This is a genomic window from Pseudomonas sp. FP2294 (assembly GCF_030687625.1).
Classification (GTDB): Bacteria; Pseudomonadota; Gammaproteobacteria; order Pseudomonadales; family Pseudomonadaceae; genus Aquipseudomonas; species Aquipseudomonas shahriarae.
This window is the reverse complement of the sequence record NZ_CP117441.1, coordinates 2,446,569-2,471,081: the sequence shown is the minus strand read 5'-3', so window position 1 is coordinate 2,471,081 and position 24,513 is coordinate 2,446,569. Positions and strand designations below refer to the sequence as shown.

Genomic DNA, 24,513 nt, shown 5'->3' with positions numbered 1-24,513 from the left:
CAAGGAGCAGCACCATGACATCCACCATCCTGACCTCGGCCGCCGAACGCATCGCACAACTGGCCGTGGAGCAATTTGCCGAGCATGGTTACGACGCCGCCTCACTGAATGACATCGCCGTTCGCGCAGGCATCAAGAAGGCTTCGCTATACGCCCACTTTGCGAGCAAGGACGCGCTCTACGTGGTCGCACTCGAACTCGCCCTACGGGCCGAGCTCGATTACGTGCAAAGCCAATTTGCCAGGAACTCGCGGTCGATCAAGGCCCCCGGCGAGGTCTATATCAACAACCTGCAACGCCGCCACAGCGCCAATCAATCCCTGCGGTTCTTGTTACGGGCCGCGTTCTACCCGCCGACGCCGCTGAGGGACGTGGTCATGTCCGGGTTCAATGACTATATGGCGACGATCCGCGGCCATTTCCAACAGGCGCTGCTTAAGGCCTATCCGGACGTAGACGAACAGGCCATGCAAGTGTTGGCAGAGGCTTACCTGGTGATGATCGACAGCCTGCATGTAGAACTGACCTACGGTGATGCGCCGGCCTACGCACGCCGTCTGGAGGCGCTGCAACGGTTGTCGCGGGCGGTGGGTTACGATGAGATTATTCTTCGGTTACGGGGGTAAATACCTGAACGGCCTTGGCAGATTCAAGTTCCGTTTTGGTTCTCATCGGAATGACGCCCAGGCCACTTCCCGAATCGAATGTTCTAAACATAGGTGATCGCAATGCCATGTGTTAAACAGCGACTACAAGGCCGGTGGAGTGCCCGCCGTGGTGACGTGCCGCCGAGTCGCATGCCCGCCCAGGAAAATGTAGATCACTGATATGGCGGGCTTTTTTTCAAAGCTGGCGCACGCATTCCAGCAGAAAAAGAGCGCATGCAAACTTGCGCCAAGGTGCCTGGATCTATATATTCCCTAGCCTGCTGCACCGCTCAAGCGCTTTGTTCGACAACGCCCCCTTGAGCAGCTTCATCGCGCTGCCGCCCGAATGGCGAAACTGGTAGACGCATGGGACTTAAAATCCCCCGCTCGTAAGGGCGTCCCGGTTCGATTCCGGGTTCGGGCACCATAGATATCAAGGGCTTGCATGATGAACTTCGTGCAGGCCCTTATCTTTTCTGCTCCGCAATTTTAGACTCTGCTCCGCAATTATCCCTCCCTCGGCGTCCTGCCGACCGAACACGAACTACCAAATTTCCCACGACTCGTGGTGCTTGTCGTATGGCCGCGTTCGGCCAGAAGCGAGAATTCAGGTCATGGAAAATAAATCTGTCCCGTTATGACTGGTTCCGTTATTACTGCATCGCTTAGATACAGTGAAAAGTTCGCGACCGAGAGCTCGTGCAGTGTCCATATGAACCTTCGGATCCTGCATTTCTGACTCGAGTAGGAGTTCGGACGTCACTACGCATGCGCCGCAATAGTCGAAGATCCCATGGTCAATCTGCGTCTTCATGGCGTCGGCATAGCCGTGCCGCTCATAGGTTCCCCCATCGGCACCGCCGACACCGACAAGATGAACGCGCAGGTGACGAAGCTTCTTCACCAGCTTGGCATCCGAACTGTAATCAAACGCCCAGCCATTGGCGAACACGCGATCGATCCACCCCTTGAGAAGCGCCGGCATCGACCACCAGTAGATGGGATAGACCAGCACAAGGGCATCGGCGCGATCGATCCGCGCCTGCTCGGCGGCAACATCAGCGGGAGGCGGTTCCTCCCTGTGATGGACAGCGAGATCAGCCGCAGTGAACCTTGGATCGAACGCTTGCGCCGAGAGGTCCGCGATTTCGAAGGAGTTGCCGGGATCTGCCAGGGATACGCCTTCGGCGATTTGCGAAGCGAGGCTATGGGTGAGGGACTGGGGATCGTGATGGGCAACAACGATAAGCGCGTGCATGTCGAAAACTCCTGCTACTGATTGAGGGCGAAAGGGCGAACCCTATATACTATTGGTAAGTTACGCACAGTAAGTTACTTTTGGTATATAGCCATGTCAAGCATCGAGACAAGAGAGCAGGGTTCCAGACCGCAGCCGCGTCGGCGCATGTCAAGGGAAGAAAGGCAACGACAGTTGCTGGACGTCGCCTGGCGGCTAGTCCGGGAGGAAGGCACGGAAGCCTTGACGCTTGGACGGCTCGCCGAACAAGCTGGCGTGACAAAACCCGTGGTTTACGATCATTTCAGCACGCGGCCCGGGTTGCTGGCGGCGCTCTATCAGGAGTTCGATGCTCGCCAGACCGCACTCATGGACGCCGCGCTTCAGACGAGCGAACCCACCTTGCAGGACACGGCGACGGTCATCGCATCGTCTTACGTCAACTGCGTGCTTCTTCAGGGCAACGAGATACCCGGTGTGATCGCGGCGTTGGCCAGCTCACCAGAGCTCGAAAAGATCAAGCGCGAATACGAAGCGATCTTCATGAACAAGTGCCGGATGGCCCTCTCCCCATTTACCAGAGAGGGTTCTATCGCGCCCGCGAGTCTTCGGGCGATGCTCGGTGCGGCCGAGGCCCTATCCCATGCCGCCGCAACCGGAGAAATCACACCCGAGCAAGCGCAGGACGAACTCTTCGAAACGATCATCGCAATGGTCGACAGAAGCGCGCGCGGTGGCACGTAAAGTGTCGACGAGAGCGGTGAGCTGAGCGTCTGGTGAATCGAAGGGCAAAACACGAATCTATCCGACGTTGCACCGGACGTCCGAAAAGGGTCGATTGTAGCCGGTCGCGAAAGACCTGAACCGGCCAGAAGCGAACACTCAATATAACTCCTAGTCACCATGGTGCAGAATGCTCTTCCAAAGAGTGGCGGCCTCGATTACCGCCGCCATAGATGATCCTGATACCAGCCATCAAGGCAGATAGCCCGGCAGCATAAAGCGTTGGCGAATGCTGACTCAGCCATGCAAGCACGATGAGCCAGGTGTCTGGTTTGTCTGGCATGTTGGGCGTCGTAGCTGCGCTGATTAAAGGTAAGTCGCTGATAAAGTTCAGGCTCGGAGAAGAGCATATGGCCACGTGTTACGATCGGCTGCGTTAAACGGATATGTCCCCCAGGGGAACCTGGTACACGATCTAATGAGCTGCAAAATGAGAGGCGAAATATGCAATTTAGAAAACACTACCCAATACTGATCGCTATGAGCTGTCTTCTCTTAACAGCGTGTGACACGAAGAAAGATCAGATTTATCAGGTCGTCCGTTGCGTTATGGCAACAGAGACTGTGGCCGGCGGCGCCCCTGGTGAAGTGGGGATCAAAACCGGGCAGGCGGTTGCTCAATATCAGAAGGACCATGGCCTAGATATGAACTACGAAGAAATTAAAGATCTCGCAGAAAAAGCACGAATAGAAATAACAGGAAATCCGGAGTTGCCAATGCCTGCTCAGATTGATCGAGCAAAAAAAATCATGGCTTCGGATCAATGCAAAAATAGTCATCCCTGATTAATTTGCTTCGCAAAATAATTTCGCAAATAAAAAAACCGACTATGTGGTCGGGCCTCTATCAAACTCGCCGTAGGCAAAATATTAACTATGGGGAAATAATGTTCTCAGCCGTGCGGGAATTCAAGCGGCCTCATTCATCTTGTAAGTTATCCCACCAATTGGGCGTAATGCCTTGGCGTCAATGTCATAGCAGGCATCGAAGCAGAGCTGCACAAAAGGCTCCCAGTCCCTCCCCCAAGCTGCCGGTGGGAGCTTGATGCCGTACTCCCCTTCCAACCAGGCACGAAAGATCTCTGGCTTGATGAATGGATCAGGGTTCGAAGACTGCCCGCCCTGGTGCATGTATCGATAGCGGCGAAATACACCCTTAGCGACGTACGCAGCACGATCACGCTTGCTGGCAGTCATGCGCTCTACTCGGGAGCAAGCCTGGTTGAAAACTGCCTCTTCCGCATCCTCCCGATCATCATCGGTCGGCTCTGCCGCGTACATAGCATTGCCAAAGGCGCGTAGCAGGTAATGGAGACGCGCTATCGCCGACTGGATGTGACCAGCAAGCGCTCCGTGCACCGCGTGATTTGCAGTAGGTCCTCGCTGGGTACTCTGCACCACTACTCCAAGCTCTGCGGCATCTGAGGATTGGCCAGGCGCTGGGTTGTCGTTGCAGTCATGCCATGCCTGGCGCGCTGAATTAATCTTCATGCGACAGCCCTCTTCAGCTCTCTAGTCTTCGCTCGGTAGTCGGCGGTCATCGCCTTTAACTTTTCGACCGTGTACTTCTTGGCCTCATGAGGTCCCTCCAACCACTCAACTGCCTCAGCGCCTAGCGCTATTGATATGTGGCTGATCGAGAGCGAAACGCTCGAACCGTGCGAATGACCTGGCAAGCAATGCGCCCCGCGAATCCCAGCGGAAGAAGGGAGATTCAACTGAACAGAATTAGCGGTCCCGATAGCCTCGGCTGGGAACACCGGACCTCATGCACCCTGCCCCACTCAACCAGGGCATTCAGAGCTGTAGCGTGCATTTTGTAAGGGCCTTTTGCCCAGGGATTCACCTCGAAAGAGATCGCCCGGGAGGCAGGCATTGAGGGAGGCATGAGTGTTGACGAATACAGGTGAACATCCGGGACAACCGGCTGGCCGTCAAGCAGGGTAAAACCATCAACCATCACGGGGCTTACGAACTGGGTTGAGCAGCAAGGCGGCACAGAAATAGCCGACAACGTTCGCGGCGCGTTGGATTCATGTTCGACCAGTTGCTGGGAGCAGATTGTTACAGCAAACTCAATCCGCTCGCCCCACCTAAAGGAACTGAAATCACATGAAGGATCAACCCAGCCCTATCCCCCTGGTTATCCTTGACGTTCAGGACGCCATTGATCGCCCGAACTGGGACGGAAAAAATAATCCTGGGTACGTGGCGGTAATCCAACGCCTTCTTGATCTATGGCGATCAAACGACTGGCCAGTTCTGCACGTGAAGCACGATGAACGAACTCCTACATCTAGTTATTACGTCCATGGCCCGTGGAATGGCATCAAGGAAGTCGTTGCCCCGATAAAGGGAGAAGTCGTCATCATCAAACATGAAAACTGCGCCTTCATTGGCACCGAGTTGGACGCCACTCTCAAAGGGATGAAAGCAAAGCAGTTGGTGCTAACGGGGGTCGTCATTCATAACAGCATGGACGCCACGGTCCGTGCGGGGAAAGCACTCGGATACAGCATCATTCTTCCCTCAGACGCCACAACTGCTGTGCCCGTCGTCGGGGCGAATGGAAAGACCTGGGACGCCAAAACTGTTTACGACCTGACCTTGGCAATACTTGGTGATGAATATGCCGATGTTATGTCATCGGACGAAGTGATCGCACAGTTCACGTAAGGCTAAGAGGCTTCCTCAACCGCCCTGCCTCAGTATGAAGGCACCTATTGATGCGATAACAGTCGCTAGCGCCAGATGCAAAAAGCCCAGCGCTGGTTGGGCGGTTGGCTACCACAGAGCAACTCGAAAGCTACTGATATCTCGAATGCTCGCACGCTGCCTTCAGTCGTTGCATCGCATCCGGCGCCATAGGCGCGGTCATCATTGACCTGTAGGTCATGCACTCTTGAGTTTCATGGGGCTTTGGAATATCAACGTGACTCGAAGCGCACCCCGCCAGCAGCACCACCGCTACCGCCGCTATAAAAATCCGCATGTCGTTCCCTCTGTGGTTTGGCGGGACTGTAGCACTTATAGGACTGCGCAAAAGCTCGGCCCCTAGTCGTGTTTTACCAATCACATGAATGTTCAGTAAGCGGCTCATCAAACTGGACAAGGACGACTCGCGTGTAGCTACGGGCATTCATCACCCCCAGCAAAAACAGCGTCCTTTCTGCTGAGCCGCACGGGGTGTTTCCCGGCAGTCGAACCTCGATGTGCGCAGAGAGCAGCATTTTTTCCATAAGCTGGAAGTTTGAAACCTCTATACCTCAAGTCACGCAGATTCCACTACCAAGTCTGTTAATGGAACCGCACAGCAGGTCAAGACATGATTGCTCATTTGCTCTTCTGCAGATACCGCTGATGCACTTTGTTGGTCAACGCACCCAGAAACGACTCTCACTTTACATCGACCACAAAACCCTGCACGACATCCATAAGGTAATTGCACACCCGCTTGCTCAGCCTGACGCAATAAAGGCTGCTGATTATCGCCTAAGAAGGCGACTCCATTGACTATCAGGTTAACAGGCCTAAACTCAGCCTGAGGGATAATAGCAACATTGAAGGTTTCTTGATGATAATGTGACTTAGGCACACCGAGCTTCAATAACTCACACCGAGCATATTTCATGAACTCATCAGGACCACAGGCAAATACCTGCCGTTCGCTTACCTTAGGAATCCCCTTGAGCAACTGAGTATCTAAGCGTCGCTTTGGCCCGCCCCATAATTCATCAGGCCGAGTTAATGCGACAATAACTTTCAGATTAGGGTTAACGCTCTTAAGATAATCAATCTCTGACTTAAAAGCTATGTCTTCCCGAGTGCGGCATTGATAGTAGAGATAAATATCAATATGCCTTTTATTATCATAGAGGTAACGCAGCATAGAAATCATTGGTGTGATACCGCTGCCCGCAGCAAGCAATAGAAGCTTATCAGCAGTAATATCGAGATAAAATTCACCGGCAGGTGATTCCATAGCTAACTTGTGCCCCACCTGCAAGCGATCATGTAACCAGTTCGAGACACGCCCACCGGGTGCTCGTTTTACCGATATTGCATATAGCCCCGCGCGCGAAGGCGTTGACGATAGCGTATAGCGACGCGTGAAATACTGACCGTCTATTTTAAGCGTTATAGGAAGATGTTGCCCTGGAAGGTATGAGGGAAGTAAATTGCCGTTTCCAGATTCAAACCAGAAAGTACAAATATCGTGAGAGACGTTCTCCCGCTTAGCACAAATCAGACTTAGGCGTTGAGTGGCACTGACGTTAAATACCTCCCGGGGCTTCTCTTCTAAAACCTCGATAAAATCCCCTACTCTAATCACTCCTTCGTTGAGGGCAACAAGATTATGCCCGAATTTAATATTTCCTTGTTCATCGCTTCTGAATTCAGACAGTGTTTTTAACGGCTCTTTTTTTGCATCGAAGATTGTGCTTTTCGGATCAATCGTTGTGAGAACACATCGCGTGCAGGGTTTAACTCCCTCAAAGATAACGTCACCAATACGAATTCGCTTCCAGCTATCCTCATCGAAAGCATTCGTTCCACTGACCACTAGATTAGGTCTAAAATGGGTCATTGAGACATTCTCGATGCTGCGCTCATTCAGCGCGGCCAGAGAGGCCTCACTGATAATAAGCAAAGGGTAACCGTCAGCGAAACTGATGTTAAATGGAATAGCCTCACGCGTTCTATTTGATTGTTCACCGGTATAAAGCAGTTGCACCGGGGCACTCAAAATAGCCGAAAACCATTGATTCGCCTCATCGGTGGTAGTAAAGGCAATAAAGTTATCCTTGAACACATTGGTGCCAGCCTCAAGCATCATAAAATCCGAATACTTTAATACGAGACGTTTGCATTGCGCATAGGTTAAATATAATCCCTCCGCAAATAGCGCAGCGGTTATATTAAGTAACTGCGGGAACTCACGGGCCGTTATCATCTCGCCATCTTCACGCGCCACCATAAAGCGGCGATCGAACGCAATCCCCTGCTTCTCAACCCACACTTGTGACTGGCTGATTCCACCCGTCGATTTAACAGGATAAAATGTTATCTCAGTTAAATAAGGTTTATTCGTCAAGGTCACCTGATCCTCCGGATATTTTTAGACCGAATTGAATTATCAGATCGAAGAGTAGTTTTCCAAGCTATATCCGCGGGATATTATTTCGTTCCTGAGCGCCAGGGAGGTCAAAACATCAATCTCTTTAACCCGAGGGTAGCAATATGAACTCCTTAGAATGACATCATCTAAAAATGCGGGATGACACATTATCTCAAGACTCATACAACCTCGCTTATCGGCATTCTCTAGTATTTGCAGGATAAGCGCCTCTGAAACGGCCTCTCCATAAAAACTGGAATCGAAATAATTGGTGGCACGGGAAGTATTTACTTGAATATTAAATTTTTTAGCTTCAGTGCGGTCTATCCGCAAAGGCAATGATTTACTGCTTGCGAAGCTCTCAACCACGGGATAAATTTCTGGCAGCATATGCACAAAATGATGGCTGTCCAAATGTGTAGGGACCCTCCCAAAAACCTCTATAAACTTCTCAAATTGCGCATTTAATTCGACTGCTATCTCTGCGGGCTCCAGCATTCCCTTTTCTGCATATCCCCACAACCATTTACCTAGCTCCCCGGTTTCATTAACCAGACTTTTCATAGCCGTTAACGGACGTCCATAGGTCAAAACAAGGTGAAGCCCGACACCTAAACCTGGGTTTTTCTGACTCAGTTCAGCTGCGTGTAACGCATAAGGAGAGGTAACCATGGCGGTTGTCGACGTGACGATGCCGTTATTGTAGGACTCAACTATCCCGTAGTTCTGGCCTTTGCTCATGCCAAAGTCATCGGCATTAACAATTAAGATTTTTTTCATTTTGCTCCTCTCGTCATGTTCAATACTCCTCTGAATAGCGGGCTAAAGCAGAGAAGCGGAGCCTAGGGGAGATCTGAAGTAGCCAGCGTTTTTGATGCCGTCGTTGATTGGGGTCAAAAAAACGCTGCAACGCCATCCGGTCTCAAAACACGCATTTATAGGCCCGACGGAAATTTCGGCGGTTTGGGCATACCACCCCTTTAAGCGCCCGCCCCGGTCTGTTGAGCACCGACCAAGCACTCAAGCGCCTCACCCAAGCCTGTGGCCTTGTCACCAATCAACAAGTGCCAAACACCGCTTTCCAGCTGGCTGAGACCTTGGCAACCCAGCGCAGTGAGATCAGCTTCGGACAACCCCGACTCATCCCCCAACTCCACCCGCAACCGCGTCATCGCCACCGCTTCCAACTGCCGCACATTCCCCCTGCCACCCAACGCGCTCAGCCATTTCTCGGCTTCCTGCACATCCACCGCCATCGGCTTATCCAAGGGCGCACCCGTCACAGGTGCTCTGACAACAAACGAAGGCATGGCCAACCGAATTTCATCAGCAATGCAATCCGCCATCGGCCCGACCACCACCTGCAAACTCCCGCCGCTCCCTGGCCGCACAACAGCTATCGCGCCGAGTGCTTTCAGCTCCGCGTCCACCGCCTTGTTGCGGTCGACCATGTCCAGGCGCAGACGGGTGGTGCAGGCGCCGACACTGAGCAGGTTGTCGGCGCCGCCCAGGGCGCGGATATAGGCACTGGCCCGCTGGCTATCACTCATTGCTTGGGCCTGTACCACCTGGATATCTTCACGGCCAGGGGTCTTCAGGTTGAACCGACGAATGCAGTAGTTGAACACGCTGTAGTAGATCACCGCGTAAGCCAACCCCACAGGAAACACCAACCAACCATTGCTGGACTTGCCCCAACCCAGCACCATGTCGATAACCCCTGCGGCGAAGGTAAAGCCCAGGTGGATATCCAGCATATTGGTGACAGCCATCGACAGGCCAGTCAGCACCGCATGGATCAGATACAGGAATGGCGCCAGGAACATAAACGCGAATTCAACCGGCTCAGTCACTCCGGTCAAGAACGAGGTCAGCGCCATCGACAGGAAAATCCCGCCCATCACTTTGCGGCGTTCAGGCAGCGCATTCCGATACATCGCCAAGCACGCAGCGGGCAGGCCGAAGAGCATCACCGGGAACATGCCGGTCATGAATTGGCCGCCTTTGGGGTCGCCCGCGAAGTAGCGAGCGAGGTCGCCAGTGACCACGGCGCCGGTCACCGGATCGGTAAAGGTGCCGAACACAAACCACGCCATATTGTTGAGGATGTGGTGCAGGCCAGTGACGATCAGCAGGCGGTTGACCACCCCAAACACAAACGCGCCGAGGCTGCCGCTTTCCATCAGCAGCACGCCGAAACTGTCGATACCGTGCTGGATCGGCGCCCAGATCAAACCAAAGATCACCCCCAGTCCAACCGCGCTGAACCCCGTGATAATCGGCACAAACCGCCGCCCGCCAAAGAACGCCAGGTACTCCGGCAACTTGATGTCCTTGAAGCGGTTATACAGCGCGCCTGCCATCAAGCCACTGGCGATACCCGCAAGCATGCCCATGTTGATAGAGGTGTCCATCCCCTTGAGCGTGGAGACCATCACCAGGTAACCAATCGCACCGGCCAAACCCGCCGTGCCGTTGTTGTCACGGGCGAACCCCACGGCGATGCCGATGGCGAAGATCAGCGCGAGGTTGGCGAAAATTGCCTGCCCGGCGTCGTGCATCACCGCGATGTTCAGCAGGTCGGTGTCGCCCAGGCGTAGCAGCAGGCCGGCGATCGGCAGGATCGCGATCGGCAGCATGAGTGCGCGGCCCAGGCGTTGCAGGCCTTCGATAAAATGTTGATACATGGCATGTCTCCTTTTGTTGTTGTTATCAGCTCAGCGGCCAGTGGTGTTGACAGGCTTGGCGGACGGCTTTGGCACTGCTCAGGTCGAGCAGGCCTTGGCTCAGTTGCCGGCATTGCGCCGCGTCCAGGTGGCGGACGCGGTCCTTGATTTCACCGATCTGCGGCGGGCTCACCGACAGCTCGCTGACGCCCAGACCGACCAGCACCGGCGTAGCCAGCGGGTCGGAAGCGAGGGCACCGCACACACCGACCCAACGCCCGTGTTTAGCCGCGCCGCTGCAGGTCTGGGCGATCAGGCGCAGCAGCGCCGGGTGCAACGCATCGACCCGCGCGGCGAGGCCGGCGTGGTCGCGGTCCATGGCCAGGGTGTACTGGGACAGGTCATTGGAGCCAATGGACAGGAAGTCCGCGTGCCTGGCCAGTTGCTCGGCCATCAACGCAGCGGCGGGCACTTCGATCATCACTCCCAGTTCGGGGCGCTGGGTCAGTTCCAGCTCTGCGCACAGCTCATCGAAGCGCTGGCGGATGTGCAGCAGCTCGTCGACTTCGCTGACCATCGGCAGCAGGATGCGGCAACGCGCCAGCGGGCTTACCTGCAGCAGAGCACGCAATTGCTGGTCGAGCACCTCAGGGCGGACCTGAGCCAGGCGAATACCGCGCAAGCCCAGCACCGGGTTGGTTTCGACCGGCAGCGGCAGATAATCAAGCTGCTTATCGCCGCCCACATCGATGGTGCGGATAATCACGGACTTGTCGCCCATGGCATCCAGCACGGCTTGGTAGGCCTGGCGCTGTTCCTGCTCATCCGGCGCGGTGCGGCGGTCGACGAAGAGGAATTCGGTGCGCAGCAGGCCGACACCATCGGCGCCGCTTTCAAAAGCAACCTGGGCTTCGGCGCTGGAGGCGACGTTGGCGGCCACTTCGATGGTCGTGCCATCAATGGTGTTCGCCGGCTGTTGGGCCTGGGCCTGTTGCTGTTGGCGACGCAGCTTCTGTGCGTCGCGAATCTGGTGCACTTCGGCGCGGCGCGCTTCGGTGGGTTCCAGTTCCAGGCGACCGTTGACGGCGTCGAGTACCACCCATTGGCCTTGGGGAACATCGAGTACTTCGGCGCCCAGCGCTACCACACACGGCAAGCCTTTGCCACGAGCCAGAATCGCCACATGGGAAGTCGCACCGCCTTCGGCCATGCAGAGGCCGGCAGCCTGCTGGGCACTCAATTGCAGCAGGTCAGACGGCGTCAACTCGTGGGCGCTGACGATCGCGCCGGCAGGCAATCCGAAGTGCCAGGCTTCACCTTGCAAAGCTCGCAATACGCGTTGTTGCAGATCCCTTAGATCATTTGAACGCTCGGCGAACAGTGGCTTGCCCAAGGCCAGCAATACCCCGCATTGCGCCTGGATCGCATCGTGCCAGGCGTGGGTAGCGGCGCTGCCGTTTTCGATGGCGCCGGTAGCCGCCTCCAGCAGTGTTGGGTCTTCCAGCAAGGCGAGATGCGCCGCGAAGATATCCTCTTCCTGGACGCTCTTACGCTGGCGGGCATGCTTCAGTGTCGTGCGGATTTCGCTGCGCACTTGCTCCAACGCTGCGTCCAGGCGTTGCAGTTGTTCGTCGGCGGAATGGTTGCCGGTGTCGGCCGGCAGTTCGATACCGGTCAGGTGAAACAACGGCCCGTAGACCAGTCCCGGCGCAGCACACACACCTTGCAGCACACCGGCTTCACTGTTTGCCCGGCGTGGAGCGACGATGGCCGGGGCGTGGTGTTCTTCTTTAATGACGACGGATAAGGCCGCGACCAACGCCTGCAGCGCCGCGTCGGCATCCTTTCCGACACAGTTCACACGGACTTCATCACCTTCGCCAATGCCCAGCCCCATCAAGCCGATCAGGCTGGCGCACGACGCCGATTTGCCGGCGAAATGCAGCTGCGACAGGCTGCTGAAACCCTGGGCGGTCTTGCGGATCAGCGCTGCGGGCCGCGCATGCAGGCCGCCGCGATGGGTGATGCGCACGCTGGCACTGGCGTGCGCCTCGGCGGTGTCGGCCATCACAGGCTGCACGACGCCAGCCTGACGCGCAACGATGCGCAGCAGGGCTTCGCCGACCTTGACGGCGTTCACGGCCACGGGGCGCAGTTCGAACTGCTCGCCGTTAGTGAGGATGATCAGGCTGACCAGGCTTTTGCACTGGCGGGCGATGCGATCCAGGTCAAAGCGCACCAGGGGCTGCCCATTGCTGACCCGCGCGCCTTGCTGGACCAGCAAGGCAAAGCCTTCGCCTTGCAGTTCGACGGTGTCGATGCCCACATGCAGCAGCACCTCGGCGCCATTGTCGGCGCGGATGGTCAGGGCGTGGCCGGTACGGGCAACGTGGATCACGACCCCGGCGCACGGCGCATGCAGGCAATCGTTGTGGGGGTCGATGGCAATCCCGTCGCCCATGGCGCCACTGGCGAACACGTCGTCAGGCACATTGCCCAGGGTCAGCACTGGCCCGCTGAGGGGGGCGCTGAGGGTGAGGTCATTATTATTGTCGGGCATGGGCACGGTACTCATCAGGAAACGACAGAAATCAACTCAGTGGGTGCGAGTGACTTTGCTCAGGTGGCGGGGCTGGTCCGGGTCCATGCCCCGGGCCTGCGCCAGGCCGGCGGCCATCACGTAGAAGCTCTGGATTGCCAGGATCGGGTCCAGGGCCGGGTGTTCGGCGCGGCTGAGGGTCAGGTCGCGTTCGGCGATATCGTCGGGCGCGGCCAGCAGCACCCGAGCCCCGCGCTGGCGCATTTCCGTGGCCAGGCTCAGCAGGCCCGGCTGTTCGGCGCCGCGCGGGGCGAACACCAGCAACGGGTAGTTATCGTCGATCAAGGCCATCGGCCCGTGGCGCACTTCGGCGCTGCTGAAGGCTTCGGCCTGGATCGCCGAGGTTTCCTTGAGCTTGAGCGCGGCTTCCTGAGCGATGGCAAACCCGGCGCCACGGCCGATGACCATCAGGCGCTGGCAGTCGCGCAGGGCGTCGATGGCCAGGCTCCAATCCTGGGTCGCCGCTTCGCGCAGGCCGGCAGGCAGGGCGTGGCAAGCTTCGAGCAGGCCGTCTTCCTGGTTCCAGTGCCCGACCAGTTGGGCGCTGGCGCTCAAGGTGGCGATAAAACTCTTGGTCGCGGCCACGCTACGCTCGGGGCCGGCGCACAGCGGCACATGGAATTCGCAGGCGGCTTCCAGGGGCGAGTCTTCAGCGTTGACCATCGACACACTCAAGGCCCCGCGCTTGCGCAGCAGGCGCAGGCTGTTGACCAGGTCCGGGCTCTGCCCCGACTGAGAGAAGCCGAAGGCCGCCTGGCCGCTGACTTTCAGCGGCGCCTGCGCCAGGGTCACCACCGACATCGGCAGCGACGCCACGGGAACGCCCACATGCTGCATGGTCAGGTAGGCGAAGTAACTGGCGGCGTGGTCCGAACTGCCACGGGCGACGGTCATCGCCACTTGCGGCGGCTGGCGGCGCAGGCGGCCGGCGACCTCGGCCAGCAGCGGGTCGAGGCATTGCAGTTGGGCCGCGACGGCCTCACAGGAGGACAGGGCCTCTTCAAGCATTTTTGAAGTCAATGGTTTCTCCTTCGACCATTACGTCGGTGAGGTGCAGGGAGCGGTCCAGGCGCACGCCGCCCAGGCATTTGGACACGGTGTGGCTGCCCAGCTTGTATTCGCCGTCGGGCATGCTGGCGGTGCCGGGAGCGAAGCCCACCAGCTTGGCGGACTCATCTGAGGCGTTGATTGCCTGGATGTGCTGCGGGGCACGCACCACGGAGGACGCTGTCAAAGTTGGTTTTGTGAGGATTAACTTTTCGCTATTCCTCACCATTAATCACCCATGACCATTAGTTTCAGTGGCAATTCGACTTTCTTCTGAGCACTACCGGCGTGCAGGTCTAGCGTTATATTGATCCGAGTCTTTGGCACTTCATTTTGGAAACTATTTGAAGCCATACCCCCCTCCCCTCCAGGCTTTTTTGCAGCAGCAAGTGCTGAAGCGAAACCAATACTGAAACCAGTGCATATAGCCGACGCGTCAAATAGCACACCCGCCATAACACATAAGTTCCATTCCTAAAGAGAGCATAAAGCGCTTACACGTTGCTCGCTTTTGCCCGGCCAAGACCATGGTGAATAATTTCAAATGGTGATTACTAGCCTTCACAGCGCGCCAGGGATCATTCAGAACAAAAATTAGGAATTATCCTACAAACAAACTGATTAACATTCGGAACCCGCTCCGTACTTGTAGGAGGGGTATGACTCACTCACATGGGTTACAAATCAGTTCACGCACATAGGTAACAGTTACTGACTGGCAGGCAATTACTGATCGTCGGGTACCTTCAACTACCTACAAGACACCGACCAAAGCTGATCAAGTCTTGTCGTATAGCTCTGACTCATAAGCTCCCGCCGCATCGCCCCGTCAGGATTCGCCGGCACTCTGGCTGAACGCAACGAGCCCCGGCCCCAACAACCATTAATCTGATCCAGCACGCTCATCACCCTGGACACGTTTACAGGTTGCGACACTGCAAACAAATCTTCAGTGTACTGGCCTCAGTCATTGAGGCAGGCTGTCCTCGTGCCGGCTCATTTGATTTTCTCGGTATCCGGCGCACGGGAAAGGCTAGACCCGGTCACGCTCAAGAAGCGTGCCGAGCAGAGGGTGTTGCGCCAGGGTAAGCAGGTCGTGGGCAACGTCAGGAACAAAGGGCCGGTTCTGAAGCCCTGACATACGCCTGGCACGCCCGCAGCGCGATCAATCCTTGGTCGTAGGTGTTGATATTGCCTATACTCGGCGACCTCAAGATAAAGACAAAGGAGCAAATTTGAACAAGAACTCGTATCGTTATCTGGTGCCTTTGATTTTTGGAACGCTGCTCTCTGCTTCCTTGCTTGTTACATGGCATAGCCATATTTACTCCAGAACCTTCTTCAAGCCAGATCTACAACAAAGCTTCCTTATCGCCTCATCAGTACTAGCAATCATCACTTCGCTGGGCATGTTATTATTTAAATCAAACATCACACCAGGCAACACTCTCAAAAATATAAAAATCATTATCTGCACCCCAATAGCCGCACTTATAGTATGCATGCTTATACTGGTCATTCCATTTTCACTTTCAATCTACCTTTCCACTGGAACTCAAAGCAGCTACACGACTGCCTATAAAAAAACCTCAGGCGGCAGAAGAAGCTGTAGTGGGATTGAATTCTTCGAGCCAGAACTAAATAAGGAAATCAAAATATGCCGATCAAACGTTATCGACAATACTGGACAGGTAAGCGTTTACAAAACCAGCACTCATAACGGCATAGTCATAATAGGCACAAAAATTTAATGGCGTTCTTAGGCAGAGGGTTCATATTTTAGGGAGCTGTAAACTATCCCCTCCCCTATCCGACAGGGTGAACACCTGACCCTGGGCCCAGTCAGTCATGCCCCGGTAGATCGCCGAGATGTCACGCAGCAGCGACCAGGCATCAGCCTTGTTCTGCAGGTTCAGGTTGCAGATGAAACGCAGCTCCAAAGGCCGAGACTTTGACCGGCCTGCCATCACCCGCAATGACAGGAAAACTGCACGAAAAACCGAGCTTGGGTACAACAATCAGTTTGCGCAAAACGCCACCTGTCGACCCAATACTGTTCACCCTCTTCCCCCCGGCACCCCAACACCCTGCAAGCTGGTGAACTCCAGAGCGACGGTAAAACGCTGCTGCTCCAGAATTACATCAATCTGCCAGCCCAATTTTGCACATAACTGACGCATCAACTGCAGCCCCAGGCCGTAGCCGTAATCGCTGGACTCCTCCCTCGGCTTGGCCTCCCTGATGTGGTTGGCAATTACCAGGCGCGGGTAGTTGAAGCTGATTTCTACCTGGCCCTCTTCCGCGTATTGCAGGGCGTTGCGCAGGAAGTTACCGATCACGATGCGGCACGCGGTGGGGGGGAGTCGGCAGGGTTCGCTGTGGATGTCGACAAGCAGCTCGATATCCCGATTGCCGATCAGGTAGCGATGTTTGTCAATCAGCTCGCCGACCAACGCGCTCAGGTCTATATCTTCCTCAGGCAATGGTTCTGGGCGTTCGCGGCTCATCCACAGTAAGGTCTCGGCGATAAGTTGCATGTTCAACACCGAGCGCTCAATGCGCTGCAGGGAAGATGGCAAGACACCGCCGGCCTGCAGGGTCAACAGTTCTATATTGGCCTTGAGCACCGCCAATGGGGTTCGCAGTTCATGGCTGGTGTAGCGCAACAGGCGGCCTTCACGCTGGCTGGCGGCTTGTACTTGCTCAACACTCTGGGCCAGCGCATCGGCCAGGGTATTGAACTCCTTGAAGCTGAAATCCGGGCGCTCGCCGGCCCGGGCATCCGGGTTGTTCAGGGTACTGGACCATTGGGCCAGGCGTCCGAGCGGCCGCACCAGCCACCAGACCAACAGGGCGATAATGATCAGCGCCGGCACGAACACCGCCAGGCTGACAAACACGACGCCCTGCAGTACCTGATCAAAGTAGGCATCGGACAGCGGCGTCTCGACCTCACCGCCCTCTTCGTGATCATGGTCAATGTCATACATATAAAGGGTCTTGCCGTCACCCAGGGGCTGGGTGAGGACTGCCCGGATCTCAGCATCGTCATCATCGGAGTCTGTATCACCGAAGACCTGAACGGCACCGAAGGACATGCTCGGCGGAGCCTCGAGCAGTTGGCGCACGCTCGCCGGCAAGGCTTCCTTGCCGATAACGGCTTCGAAGAAGTAGTTGCGCGGCGGTGGCGTGGTCGGATCCTTCTTGTAATGCCTGACGAAATACTGAGCCTCTTCTTCCATCATCGCGCTGGCGGTGTAGAGCAGGCCACGCACGGTGTATACCGGCAGCAGTTGGCTGTAGATCAGTAACACCACAGCAATCAGGAACAGGAAGCTGCCACTGATCACCCACTTCAGACTCAGGCGGTTACGCATGGGGCTTCACCTGAACACCGACCCCAGGCAGGGTGTGGATCAGCGGTCGGTCAAAGGGTTTGTCTACCGCCTTGCGCAGCCGGTGCATATGGACTTTAAGCGTGTTGCTGTCCGGTGGTTCATCGCCCCAGATCGTGGTTTCCAGGCGCTCCCGGGGCACGAGCTCAGGGCTGGCGCGCATCAGGTACTCCAGCAGGGTCCAGCAAATGGGTGACAAATGCAGCTCCTGCCCGGCGCGGCTGACTTTGCGGGTGGTCAGCTCCATGACCAGGTCGTCCACCTGCAGGCGGCTGGTCTGGCCACTGCGGCGCACGCTCAGGGCGCGAATCCTGGCGACCAGTTCGGCCAGCTCGAAGGGTTTGACCAGATAGTCGTCGGCCCCCGCCGCAAAGCTGGCGAGCTTGTCAGGGAGCGCGTCCAGTGAAGTGAGCATCAGGATCGGCGTCTGGCTGCCTTGCTGGCGTAGCCGTTCGCACACTTGCTGGCCGTCCAGGCGCGGCAACATGATGTCCAGGAGAATCACGTCGTAATGCTGGTCGAGTGCCAGGTTAAGGCCGGCCTGGCCGTTAGTGACGTGGTCGCAGACCATGCCGCTGATTTCCAGGTACTCGATGATGGTCGTGGCCAGGTCAAGGTTGTCCTCGACCAGCAGCAGGTGAATATGCACGGAAAAGTCCCCTCGGACAGGTGTTGCGCAGAGGGTTGAAGGATAACGGAAGTCGGGCGATTTCCCGTGGATGTTTACCTCGCGTTAACCCGGCACTCTCTAAGCTGGGGCTCTTCCTATCCTGAGCTCATCACCGTCATGAACCTTTACTCGATGGTTAAAAGAGTCCTGTTGGCTTTGATTCTATTCGGCCTGATGGCCAGCGTCCTGCCGTCTCGCGGGCAATTGGTCAACCTGGGAGGCGGCAGCCGGTTTCTGGTGGGCGAGCATCTCGAGCAGGCAGCTGCGTGCTGTGTCGCCAGTGCGTTCCGATAACGTAGGCGCCAGTTACAGCTGGCAGGTGCTGATATGCCTGGGGCTGATTGTGGGTGTGTCGATTGCGATGGGTAGCTACATCGTTCATTTGAATGCGCGCATTGACAAGCAGCGAGAACTGTCGCCGGTGTATCTGCACCAATGTGGCAACGGGCGCGGGGGGTTTATTGTGTACCCCGACGGCAGGCGCAGCAGTGATGACTGCTACCCCGCCGATGACCTTGAATCGACGAGCACTGATCAGCCGCAGGACGTACCAGGCACACCCCGCGAGCAATGGCTCAAATACATCCTGCCTGCCGTTGAAGGCCTGCGCAGAATGACCTCCAACAGTCTGATCAGCACCTCCATGCCCCAGCCGAAACCCCGGCACGCCAGCCTGCCAGGCACATCTGATATGCTTTTTTCTTTAACACCTGCATCTGTACCGAACAGTGCACAACCCGGACAATGGCTCATCGGCAGGAACTCCCCGGCCGCCCTTCTTCCTTTTGGAGGCCCCATGGCTAAGATGGCATTTTTTCTTTTAGGGTTTCTGGCACTGACCGTTGGCATTGGCCTGCTGGCCACGATCTCACCGGTCTGAGCCCCGGCCCGTAAAGGCCTGGACTCTTTAGCCGGCAAAAAACATCGGGTACAACGACAGCACCAACAGCCCCGCCATCGACCCGTTGAACAGCTTCAACCAGCGGGGCTCACGCAGGACATTGCGCAAGCCGGTGCCACACCCCGCCCACACGCACACACTCGGCAGGTTGACCACGGCAAACACCACGGCGATGACCAGCACGTTAGTGAAGTAGCCTTCAGCCGGCGTATAGGTGGTGATCGCGCCCAATGCCATGACCCAGGCCTTGGGGTTGACCCACTGGAACACCGCAGCGGCGAGAAAGGTCATGGGTTTGCGCTTGCCGTCGGTGTCGTCCGACATTGCGCTGGAGGTCGCTATCTTCCACGCCAGGTACAGCAAGTACGCCGCCCCGATATAGCGCAACGCGGTGTACGCCCATGGCAACGCCTTGAACACCTCCCCCAGGCCCAGGCCGACCGAAATCACCAACAACATAAAGCCCACGCTGATCCCCAGGGCATGGGGAATCGAGCGGCGAAAACCGAAGTTCACCCCCGACGCCAACAGCATGGTGTTATTGGGGCCAGGGGTGATCGAAGACACGAAGGCAAACAGCGCGAAGGCCGATAGCAAGCTGGTGGACATGAACATGGTGCGTCATCCGGCGAATTATTGTCGCCTTGACAGTAGAGGGTTATGCCGCGCCTCGCCCCGTACAGCTAGGGGCAGATCGAGAGATACAATTCATCAAGGGTGGGAGCTGTCGAGCCCGGCGAGGCTGCGATGGCGGCACAGCCCCCAGCACGATGACAACTTCGCCAAAGCCTGACAGCAAATACGAAACAATTGACGCTTAAACCGGACTTGGCACTTGCCGATAGGTGACTGTTTGCCCCAGCGCGATGGCACTGGCCTCAAGCCGCAGACGCTCGGCGTCAAGAAAGCCATGCAACGTTTTGAGATGACCGATCTTGAGTTGAATCTCAGCCATTTTGTCGGCCACCAACGCAGCGCCCTGGGCACAGTCAATCGTACTTTGCCGCTTGGCTTCGAGGATTTCGCCGACTTCAGCCAGGGAAAACCCCATCTTCTGCGCCATCTGAATAAACGCCAGGTCCAGTGCCGTCTGCTCACTGTAAACGCGGTAGTTATTGGCTCCCCGCTGCACGGTGATCAGCCCCAGCGCCTCGTAATACCGCAAGGTATGGCGCCCAAGGCCGCTCCTACGCTCAAGCTCTGCGACTTTCACGGTAAATTTTCCTTGACTGTAGAGGTAGCTCCACAGTTTAGCCTGCGCACCTTATCCAACCAAGGAATGCGCCATGAGTACTCAATGTTTTGTCACCGGCGGCAGCGGATTTATCGGGCAGCATTTGCTGGCCCACCTGAGCGCTACAGGGCACGAGGCCTGGGTGCTGATGCGCCACGCCGCAAATCTTGAAACGCTCAGGGAGCAGGTGCGCCTACTGGGGGGAGACCCCTCGCGCATTCAGGCCGTTCAAGGCGACCTCAATCACCCGAACCTGGGGCTGAGCGCGACTGACCGCCAGCGTATTGCCTCAGCCCGCGTGGTATTCCACGTCGCCGCCCAGTTCGCCTGGGGCCTGTCTATGGAGCAAGCCCGTGCGGTCAACGTCAAAGGTGCTCTGGAGGTTGCCCGGTTATCCGCAAGCCAGCACAGTCGGCTGCTGATGGTGGGTGGCTACATGCTGCAAAACACCGCGCACTTGACCAGCATTGGCATTGATCAGCAATGCCCCGAACACACCGATTGGCCCGCCGTGTACAGGCGTGTGGGTGGGTACGAGGCAAGTAAGCTGGAGGCGCATTTTGCGGTCATTCGCTACATGCAGGCGCAACGGGCCGACTACACCATCGTGCACCCGGCAACGGTCTGCGGGCATAGCGAGAGCGGGCATATCCTGGCTGGTCAGCCGGTAGCAGAGCTGATTCGCAACCTGGCGACGGGCAAGTTGACGGCGATTCCTGGATCAACCCGCCACTGGCTGCCATTGGTCAGTGTCGATTACCTGGTGGCGTTGATGGTCGCGGCGGCATTCGACCCGGCAATGGCAAATCAGCAGGCCCTGGCACTGGACGAGCTCAGCCCCAATCTGCAAGGACTGGTTACACACATCGCCCACACCCTGGAAGTGCAGACTCCCCGCCGCCACCTACCACTGGGCCCACTCAGATGGCTGCTGAAAATACCGGGCGTGGCTAAGCACTTTGGCACTAGCCCGGAATCCCTGAACTTCATCCGCACCGAGCGATTCGACATGACTCATAGCCGCAAGCTGGAAAGCCGATATCAGCTCAAGCATGCTGATTTGGCATTAACGCTGGAGAAAACTGCGCGATTCGTCAGGCATGGACTTCTGAACTGAAGGAAGTTTTGCCCCCCAACAAATGACATGAGCACTGTTGAGTGCTGGCGTAGAATCCAGCCCAAAGCACAATCATATTCAGGGAAATCCGGATAATGCTCTTCGAGAACCTCGCGCTGTTTTTGTTGATTGTCGAGAAAGGCGGATTGTCGGCGGCAGGCCGCGAGGTCGGGCTTTCGCCCACGTCTGTGTCGGAGCGGCTCGGGGCCTTGGAAAGGCACTACGGCGCGACACTACTGACCCGTACGACCCGCTCAATCAGCCTGACGGACGAAGGGCGGACGCTGATGGAGGGCGCCCGGCGCCTGCTCGCAGAAGCTGAAGACATCGAGAGCACTATCAAACTGGGCACCGAACGAATCTCGGGGCTGATACGCCTGAGCGCTCCCGTCGACCTGGGCCGCAACCGCATCGTGCCCATCCTCGATGATTTTCTGCAGAAGCATCCCAACGTCAGCCTCGACCTGAACCTGACCGATGGCTACCTGGATCTCGCGGGGCAAGGGGTTGATTTCGCCATTCGATATGGCGCCCTGTCCGACAGCACCCTGCGCGTCAGAAAACTCAGCGAGGGCCGTAGGGTCGTGTGTGCATCCCCCGCCTATCTCAAGGCCCATGGCACGCCCCAACACCCATCGGACCTGGCGCAGCAACAGTGCATCCTGATGCGCTTTGGCAGCAGCATCCACCGTGAATGGCAGTTCCGCGCCGCTGGCCGTACGTTCAAGGTGCTGGTGTCGGGCAGGCGTATTGCCAATGATGGCGATCAGGTGCGCCAGTGGTGCCTGGCCGGCCACGGCATCTGTATCAAGTCCTACATCGATGTACGTGATGACTTGGACGCCGGCCGACTGGTCGAGGTGCTGGAGACCTACTCCCTGCCGGGCGTGGACTTGCAGATTGTCTACCCTTCCGGCCACGCAATGCCGCGCCGGGTCAAACTGCTGATGGACGAAATCTCCTTGAAGCTGGCGACCTGAGCGCGCCCCAAGGAGATTCTTTGGACCTGACCTACCGCTTTCAGCCCTACTGAGCCCAGGCGGCAAAGTCCGAGTAACCACGTTCGGTACCGCCAAACAACTCAGCGCCTTCCAGACCGGCTAACGGGTAACCCTTCTCCAGCCGCAGTGGCAGATCCGGGTTGGCCACAAACTTGCGTCCAAAGGCGATAAAGTCTGCGTAGCCTTTTTCCAGGACCCACTCAGCAAGTTCCAGGTCGTACTTACCGGCCACCACAATCGCATTACGAAAGCGCTCGCGCACGGCCTGGCGGAAGTCTTCGGGAAACTTGGGGGCATCATCCCAGTCCGCTTCGACCAGGTGCAGATACGCAATATTTTTGCCCTGCAAATAGCGGGTCGCTTCCAGCAACGTCGGCAGAATGTCCGGGCAAGCCATGCCACGCGCCGTAAGAAACGGCGCAACCCGGATGGCTGTGCGATCGGCCCCCACTTCATCAATTACCGCATCCATGACTTCCCTGAGAAAGCGCAGACGGTTCTCGCGCGATCCGCCGTACTCATCCGTACGCGTGTTCGACGTGGTGCGCAGGAACTGGTCGATCAGGTAGCCGTTGGCCCCATGCACTTCGACACCGTCGAAACCTGCCGTCATGGCATTACGCGCAGCCTTACGATAATCGTCGACGATGGCGTGGATTTCGGCGCGCTCCAGTGCCCGTGGTGTCGGGCACGGGGCCATACTGCCGACACCCGACGCAGAATCTACTTTCCAGATGCTGCCATCAAACGCAATTGCAGACGGCGCGACCGGTAATTCGCCATTGTGGAAGTCGGGGTGCGACATGCGCCCTACATGCCACAACTGCAGGAAAATTCGTCCGCCAGCGGCATGCACCGCATCGGTCACCAGGCGCCAGCCGGCGACCTGTTCGTCACTGTAAATCCCTGGGGTGAATGAATAACCCTTGCCCTGGGGCGAGATCTGCGTGGCTTCAGTCACAATGAACGCAGCCGACGCCCGCTGCGCGTAGTACACCGCGTTCATAGCGTTCGGCACATCGCCAGGCTGGGTGCTGCGCGAGCGAGTCATGGGCGCCATGACGACACGGTTGGGCGTGCTCAGTTGACCAACAACGCCTGGGGTAAAGAGTGTGGACATCGGTGTCTCCTCGTAGATAGTCGGTGGTGCCAATGACCACAGCGTATCTGCGAGGGGATTTCTTGATAATCGACTCAGTTCGGGAAACATATTCCGGTTAATCCGGATAATGCGATGGTAGGCAGACGCAAAGCCCGCATGATCAAAAGACGGTCGGCAACTCAGGCGCCAAAATTAAAGGCAATAGAAATGCGCGGACGCGCGCCTTCAAAACGTCTTACGGAATGCATCAGCCACGACGGAAACATAATGAACGTTCCACTGGTAGCGGCATAAGTCGTACTAAAGCCAGCAGTAACACAATCTTCCACCCTCATGCGCAGCGCAGGATTGTAGATCGATGCAACCATCCCGCGGGGGTCGATAAACTCAAGGTCACCGCCAACAGCCGGATCTTCCTCTCGCCCGCCGGCATCCACCCAATAAACCCCCGACCAGAATGCCCCCGGGTGGCCATGCAACGCATTGCTGTGCCCTGCCTGGTTAACGTTTGCCCAGGCATTGAGTTTCCATGCAAAACTCGGCTCAGTTAAGCCGTACTGCTCGCTATGCACCGCCGTCAGTTGAGTGGCGAACTCGGTGGCAAAGCCAACCAACGCATCGCAGGCCTGCCCGCCCCATTCCGGGAAGTCGCTCGCCGACTGCCAGCCGCCGTCATTACTGCGCTGCGTGCCGCCCAGATCGTCCGCCATGCGACAAGTGATCAGGGTTTTCAGCTCTGTATTGAGTTTTTCTGCATCGGGGTACTGGAGACTGGCCAGGGGAGTTGCAAACAGCCGTCTGATGTTTATCAGTTCAGGGTTTAGCGGGTTATTACTGGAGTGCATTGCGATGCTGACCAAGTTGCGCTAGTTGCAAAAACCTTACCGGACGAACTAAATAACAGCTGTAAACCTTTGTTAAAATTTACTGGGCATTAGTTAACCACACCCTATCAAGTTGCCGAAAAGTCGAATTCAACCTCAGTCCATATAAGC

The 24,513-nt window shown here is 56.8% G+C and carries 22 protein-coding genes, 1 tRNA gene and 5 pseudogenes; 10 read left to right on the top strand and 18 right to left on the bottom strand.

All coding sequences use genetic code 11. The features are described from left to right. The first annotated feature begins 14 nt into the window (after nt 1-14). A complete protein-coding gene (locus PSH73_RS10880) occupies nt 15-626 on the top strand; it encodes a TetR/AcrR family transcriptional regulator (RefSeq protein ID WP_057959520.1) in 612 nt (203 codons plus the stop codon). A 361-nt stretch (nt 627-987) separates the two neighbouring features. Then, a tRNA-Leu gene (locus tag PSH73_RS10875) sits at nt 988-1,074 on the top strand. A gap of 180 nt (nt 1,075-1,254) precedes the next feature. Here the strand turns inward: PSH73_RS10875 and PSH73_RS10870 are convergent. After that, a complete protein-coding gene (locus PSH73_RS10870; protein ID WP_057959519.1) occupies nt 1,255-1,905 on the bottom strand; it encodes an NAD(P)H-dependent oxidoreductase in 651 nt (216 codons plus the stop codon). A gap of 93 nt (nt 1,906-1,998) precedes the next feature. On the opposite strand from PSH73_RS10870, the gene PSH73_RS10865 reads away from it, so the two are divergent. Continuing rightward, the gene (locus PSH73_RS10865; protein ID WP_120732797.1) at nt 1,999-2,628 is read left to right on the top strand and encodes a TetR/AcrR family transcriptional regulator; all 630 of its coding nucleotides are present in this window, start codon (nt 1,999-2,001) and stop codon (nt 2,626-2,628) included. A 175-nt stretch (nt 2,629-2,803) separates the two neighbouring features. Here the strand turns inward: PSH73_RS10865 and PSH73_RS10860 are convergent. Further along, nucleotides 2,804-2,950 (bottom strand): annotated as a pseudogene (locus tag PSH73_RS10860) (phage holin family protein); the annotation flags it as partial. 161 nt (nt 2,951-3,111) lie between these two features. On the opposite strand from PSH73_RS10860, the gene PSH73_RS10855 reads away from it, so the two are divergent. After that, the gene (locus tag PSH73_RS10855; RefSeq protein WP_057445079.1) at nt 3,112-3,453 is read left to right on the top strand and encodes a hypothetical protein; all 342 of its coding nucleotides are present in this window, start codon (nt 3,112-3,114) and stop codon (nt 3,451-3,453) included. A 123-nt stretch (nt 3,454-3,576) separates the two neighbouring features. Here PSH73_RS10855 and PSH73_RS10850 read toward each other — a convergent pair whose 3' ends face one another. Beyond that, a complete protein-coding gene (locus PSH73_RS10850; RefSeq protein WP_120732793.1) occupies nt 3,577-4,158 on the bottom strand; it encodes a hypothetical protein in 582 nt (193 codons plus the stop codon). Next, nucleotides 4,155-4,280, bottom strand: a pseudogene (locus PSH73_RS10845) (recombination protein NinG); the annotation flags it as partial. The gene PSH73_RS10850 and the pseudogene PSH73_RS10845, both read right to left, overlap by 4 nt. A gap of 499 nt (nt 4,281-4,779) precedes the next feature. On the opposite strand from PSH73_RS10845, the gene PSH73_RS10840 reads away from it, so the two are divergent. After that, nucleotides 4,780-5,343 carry an isochorismatase family protein gene (locus PSH73_RS10840; protein ID WP_057959515.1) on the top strand — a complete coding sequence of 188 codons (564 nt, stop codon included), beginning with the start codon at nt 4,780-4,782 and terminating at the stop codon, nt 5,341-5,343. A 595-nt stretch (nt 5,344-5,938) separates the two neighbouring features. On the opposite strand, the gene PSH73_RS10835 is transcribed toward PSH73_RS10840, so the two are convergent. The 8 genes and pseudogenes from PSH73_RS10835 to PSH73_RS10800 form a co-directional block, all read right to left on the bottom strand. Continuing rightward, nucleotides 5,939-7,768, bottom strand: a complete 1,830-nt coding sequence (locus PSH73_RS10835; protein ID WP_305462461.1) for a hybrid-cluster NAD(P)-dependent oxidoreductase — start codon at nt 7,766-7,768, stop codon at nt 5,939-5,941. 36 nt (nt 7,769-7,804) lie between these two features. Beyond that, on the bottom strand, nt 7,805-8,566 hold the full coding sequence (chbG, locus tag PSH73_RS10830; RefSeq protein ID WP_057959512.1) for a chitin disaccharide deacetylase: 762 nt from the start codon (nt 8,564-8,566) through the stop codon (nt 7,805-7,807). Between the two features lie 200 nt (nt 8,567-8,766). After that, nucleotides 8,767-10,473 carry an N-acetylglucosamine-specific PTS transporter subunit IIBC gene (nagE, locus tag PSH73_RS10825; RefSeq protein WP_057959511.1) on the bottom strand — a complete coding sequence of 569 codons (1,707 nt, stop codon included), beginning with the start codon at nt 10,471-10,473 and terminating at the stop codon, nt 8,767-8,769. A gap of 25 nt (nt 10,474-10,498) precedes the next feature. Further along, nucleotides 10,499-13,012 (bottom strand): phosphoenolpyruvate--protein phosphotransferase, encoded by a 2,514-nt coding sequence (gene ptsP / locus PSH73_RS10820; protein WP_305462459.1) that lies wholly within the window; start codon nt 13,010-13,012, stop codon nt 10,499-10,501. 36 nt (nt 13,013-13,048) lie between these two features. Then, entirely contained in the window at nt 13,049-14,071 is a 1,023-nt protein-coding gene (locus PSH73_RS10815; RefSeq protein ID WP_115127493.1) for an SIS domain-containing protein, read from the bottom strand. After that, a pseudogene (locus PSH73_RS10810) lies at nt 14,052-14,189 on the bottom strand (hypothetical protein); the annotation flags it as partial. The pseudogene PSH73_RS10810 and the gene PSH73_RS10815, both read right to left, overlap by 20 nt. A 140-nt stretch (nt 14,190-14,329) precedes the next feature. Further along, nucleotides 14,330-14,452 (bottom strand): annotated as a pseudogene (locus PSH73_RS10805) (type VI secretion system contractile sheath small subunit); the annotation flags it as partial. Between the two features lie 396 nt (nt 14,453-14,848). Then, nucleotides 14,849-15,061 (bottom strand): annotated as a pseudogene (locus tag PSH73_RS10800) (DUF4113 domain-containing protein); the annotation flags it as partial. A gap of 272 nt (nt 15,062-15,333) precedes the next feature. On the opposite strand from PSH73_RS10800, the gene PSH73_RS10795 reads away from it, so the two are divergent. Then, complete coding sequence (locus PSH73_RS10795) at nt 15,334-15,849, top strand: hypothetical protein (protein WP_169990572.1); 516 nt, start codon at nt 15,334-15,336, stop codon at nt 15,847-15,849. 306 nt (nt 15,850-16,155) lie between these two features. On the opposite strand, the gene PSH73_RS10790 is transcribed toward PSH73_RS10795, so the two are convergent. Both PSH73_RS10790 and PSH73_RS10785 read right to left on the bottom strand, forming a co-directional pair. Beyond that, a complete protein-coding gene (locus PSH73_RS10790) occupies nt 16,156-17,475 on the bottom strand; it encodes a HAMP domain-containing sensor histidine kinase (RefSeq protein ID WP_057441967.1) in 1,320 nt (439 codons plus the stop codon). Next, complete coding sequence (locus PSH73_RS10785; RefSeq protein ID WP_057441969.1) at nt 17,468-18,142, bottom strand: response regulator transcription factor; 675 nt, start codon at nt 18,140-18,142, stop codon at nt 17,468-17,470. Before PSH73_RS10785 ends, PSH73_RS10790 begins: the two co-directional genes overlap by 8 nt. Nucleotides 18,143-18,313: 171 nt before the next feature. On the opposite strand from PSH73_RS10785, the gene PSH73_RS10780 reads away from it, so the two are divergent. Beyond that, the gene (locus PSH73_RS10780; RefSeq protein ID WP_162947681.1) at nt 18,314-18,457 is read left to right on the top strand and encodes a hypothetical protein; all 144 of its coding nucleotides are present in this window, start codon (nt 18,314-18,316) and stop codon (nt 18,455-18,457) included. Then, a complete protein-coding gene (locus PSH73_RS10775) occupies nt 18,444-19,043 on the top strand; it encodes a hypothetical protein (RefSeq protein WP_233093370.1) in 600 nt (199 codons plus the stop codon). The genes PSH73_RS10780 and PSH73_RS10775 overlap by 14 nt, the downstream gene beginning before the upstream one ends. Before the next feature lie 27 nt (nt 19,044-19,070). Here the strand turns inward: PSH73_RS10775 and PSH73_RS10770 are convergent, their stop codons facing one another. After that, complete coding sequence (locus PSH73_RS10770) at nt 19,071-19,679, bottom strand: LysE family translocator (protein WP_057959778.1); 609 nt, start codon at nt 19,677-19,679, stop codon at nt 19,071-19,073. 202 nt (nt 19,680-19,881) lie between these two features. Next, the gene (locus PSH73_RS10765) at nt 19,882-20,277 is read right to left on the bottom strand and encodes a MerR family transcriptional regulator (RefSeq protein WP_057959779.1); all 396 of its coding nucleotides are present in this window, start codon (nt 20,275-20,277) and stop codon (nt 19,882-19,884) included. Between the two features lie 73 nt (nt 20,278-20,350). On the opposite strand from PSH73_RS10765, the gene PSH73_RS10760 reads away from it, so the two are divergent. Then, on the top strand, nt 20,351-21,415 hold the full coding sequence (locus PSH73_RS10760) for an SDR family oxidoreductase (RefSeq protein WP_305462456.1): 1,065 nt from the start codon (nt 20,351-20,353) through the stop codon (nt 21,413-21,415). A gap of 95 nt (nt 21,416-21,510) precedes the next feature. Beyond that, complete coding sequence (locus tag PSH73_RS10755) at nt 21,511-22,395, top strand: LysR family transcriptional regulator (RefSeq protein WP_169990570.1); 885 nt, start codon at nt 21,511-21,513, stop codon at nt 22,393-22,395. A 46-nt stretch (nt 22,396-22,441) separates the two neighbouring features. On the opposite strand, the gene PSH73_RS10750 is transcribed toward PSH73_RS10755, so the two are convergent. Then, a complete protein-coding gene (locus PSH73_RS10750) occupies nt 22,442-23,536 on the bottom strand; it encodes an alkene reductase (protein ID WP_057959782.1) in 1,095 nt (364 codons plus the stop codon). 161 nt (nt 23,537-23,697) lie between these two features. Then, a complete protein-coding gene (locus PSH73_RS10745; protein WP_128593615.1) occupies nt 23,698-24,363 on the bottom strand; it encodes a TIGR02466 family protein in 666 nt (221 codons plus the stop codon). Nucleotides 24,364-24,513 lie beyond the last annotated feature (150 nt).

Bases quoted from the DNA above. Each gene is read 5' to 3' on its own strand.
- PSH73_RS10870 (WP_057959519.1), bottom strand. From the start codon at position 1,905: ATGCACGCGCTTATCGTTGTTGCCCATCACGATCCCCAGTCCCTCACC.
- PSH73_RS10865 (WP_120732797.1), top strand. From the start codon at position 1,999: ATGTCAAGCATCGAGACAAGAGAGCAGGGTTCCAGACCGCAGCCGCGT.
- PSH73_RS10840 (WP_057959515.1), top strand. From the start codon at position 4,780: ATGAAGGATCAACCCAGCCCTATCCCCCTGGTTATCCTTGACGTTCAG.
- PSH73_RS10770 (WP_057959778.1), bottom strand. From the start codon at position 19,679: ATGTTCATGTCCACCAGCTTGCTATCGGCCTTCGCGCTGTTTGCCTTC.
- nagE (WP_057959511.1), bottom strand. From the start codon at position 10,473: ATGTATCAACATTTTATCGAAGGCCTGCAACGCCTGGGCCGCGCACTC.
- PSH73_RS10760 (WP_305462456.1), top strand. From the start codon at position 20,351: ATGAGTACTCAATGTTTTGTCACCGGCGGCAGCGGATTTATCGGGCAG.
- ptsP (WP_305462459.1), bottom strand. From the start codon at position 13,012: ATGCCCGACAATAATAATGACCTCACCCTCAGCGCCCCCCTCAGCGGG.
- PSH73_RS10755 (WP_169990570.1), top strand. From the start codon at position 21,511: ATGCTCTTCGAGAACCTCGCGCTGTTTTTGTTGATTGTCGAGAAAGGC.
- PSH73_RS10750 (WP_057959782.1), bottom strand. From the start codon at position 23,536: ATGTCCACACTCTTTACCCCAGGCGTTGTTGGTCAACTGAGCACGCCC.
- PSH73_RS10855 (WP_057445079.1), top strand. From the start codon at position 3,112: ATGCAATTTAGAAAACACTACCCAATACTGATCGCTATGAGCTGTCTT.
- chbG (WP_057959512.1), bottom strand. From the start codon at position 8,566: ATGAAAAAAATCTTAATTGTTAATGCCGATGACTTTGGCATGAGCAAA.
- PSH73_RS10745 (WP_128593615.1), bottom strand. From the start codon at position 24,363: ATGCACTCCAGTAATAACCCGCTAAACCCTGAACTGATAAACATCAGA.
- PSH73_RS10850 (WP_120732793.1), bottom strand. From the start codon at position 4,158: ATGAAGATTAATTCAGCGCGCCAGGCATGGCATGACTGCAACGACAAC.
- PSH73_RS10880 (WP_057959520.1), top strand. From the start codon at position 15: ATGACATCCACCATCCTGACCTCGGCCGCCGAACGCATCGCACAACTG.
- PSH73_RS10790 (WP_057441967.1), bottom strand. From the start codon at position 17,475: ATGCGTAACCGCCTGAGTCTGAAGTGGGTGATCAGTGGCAGCTTCCTG.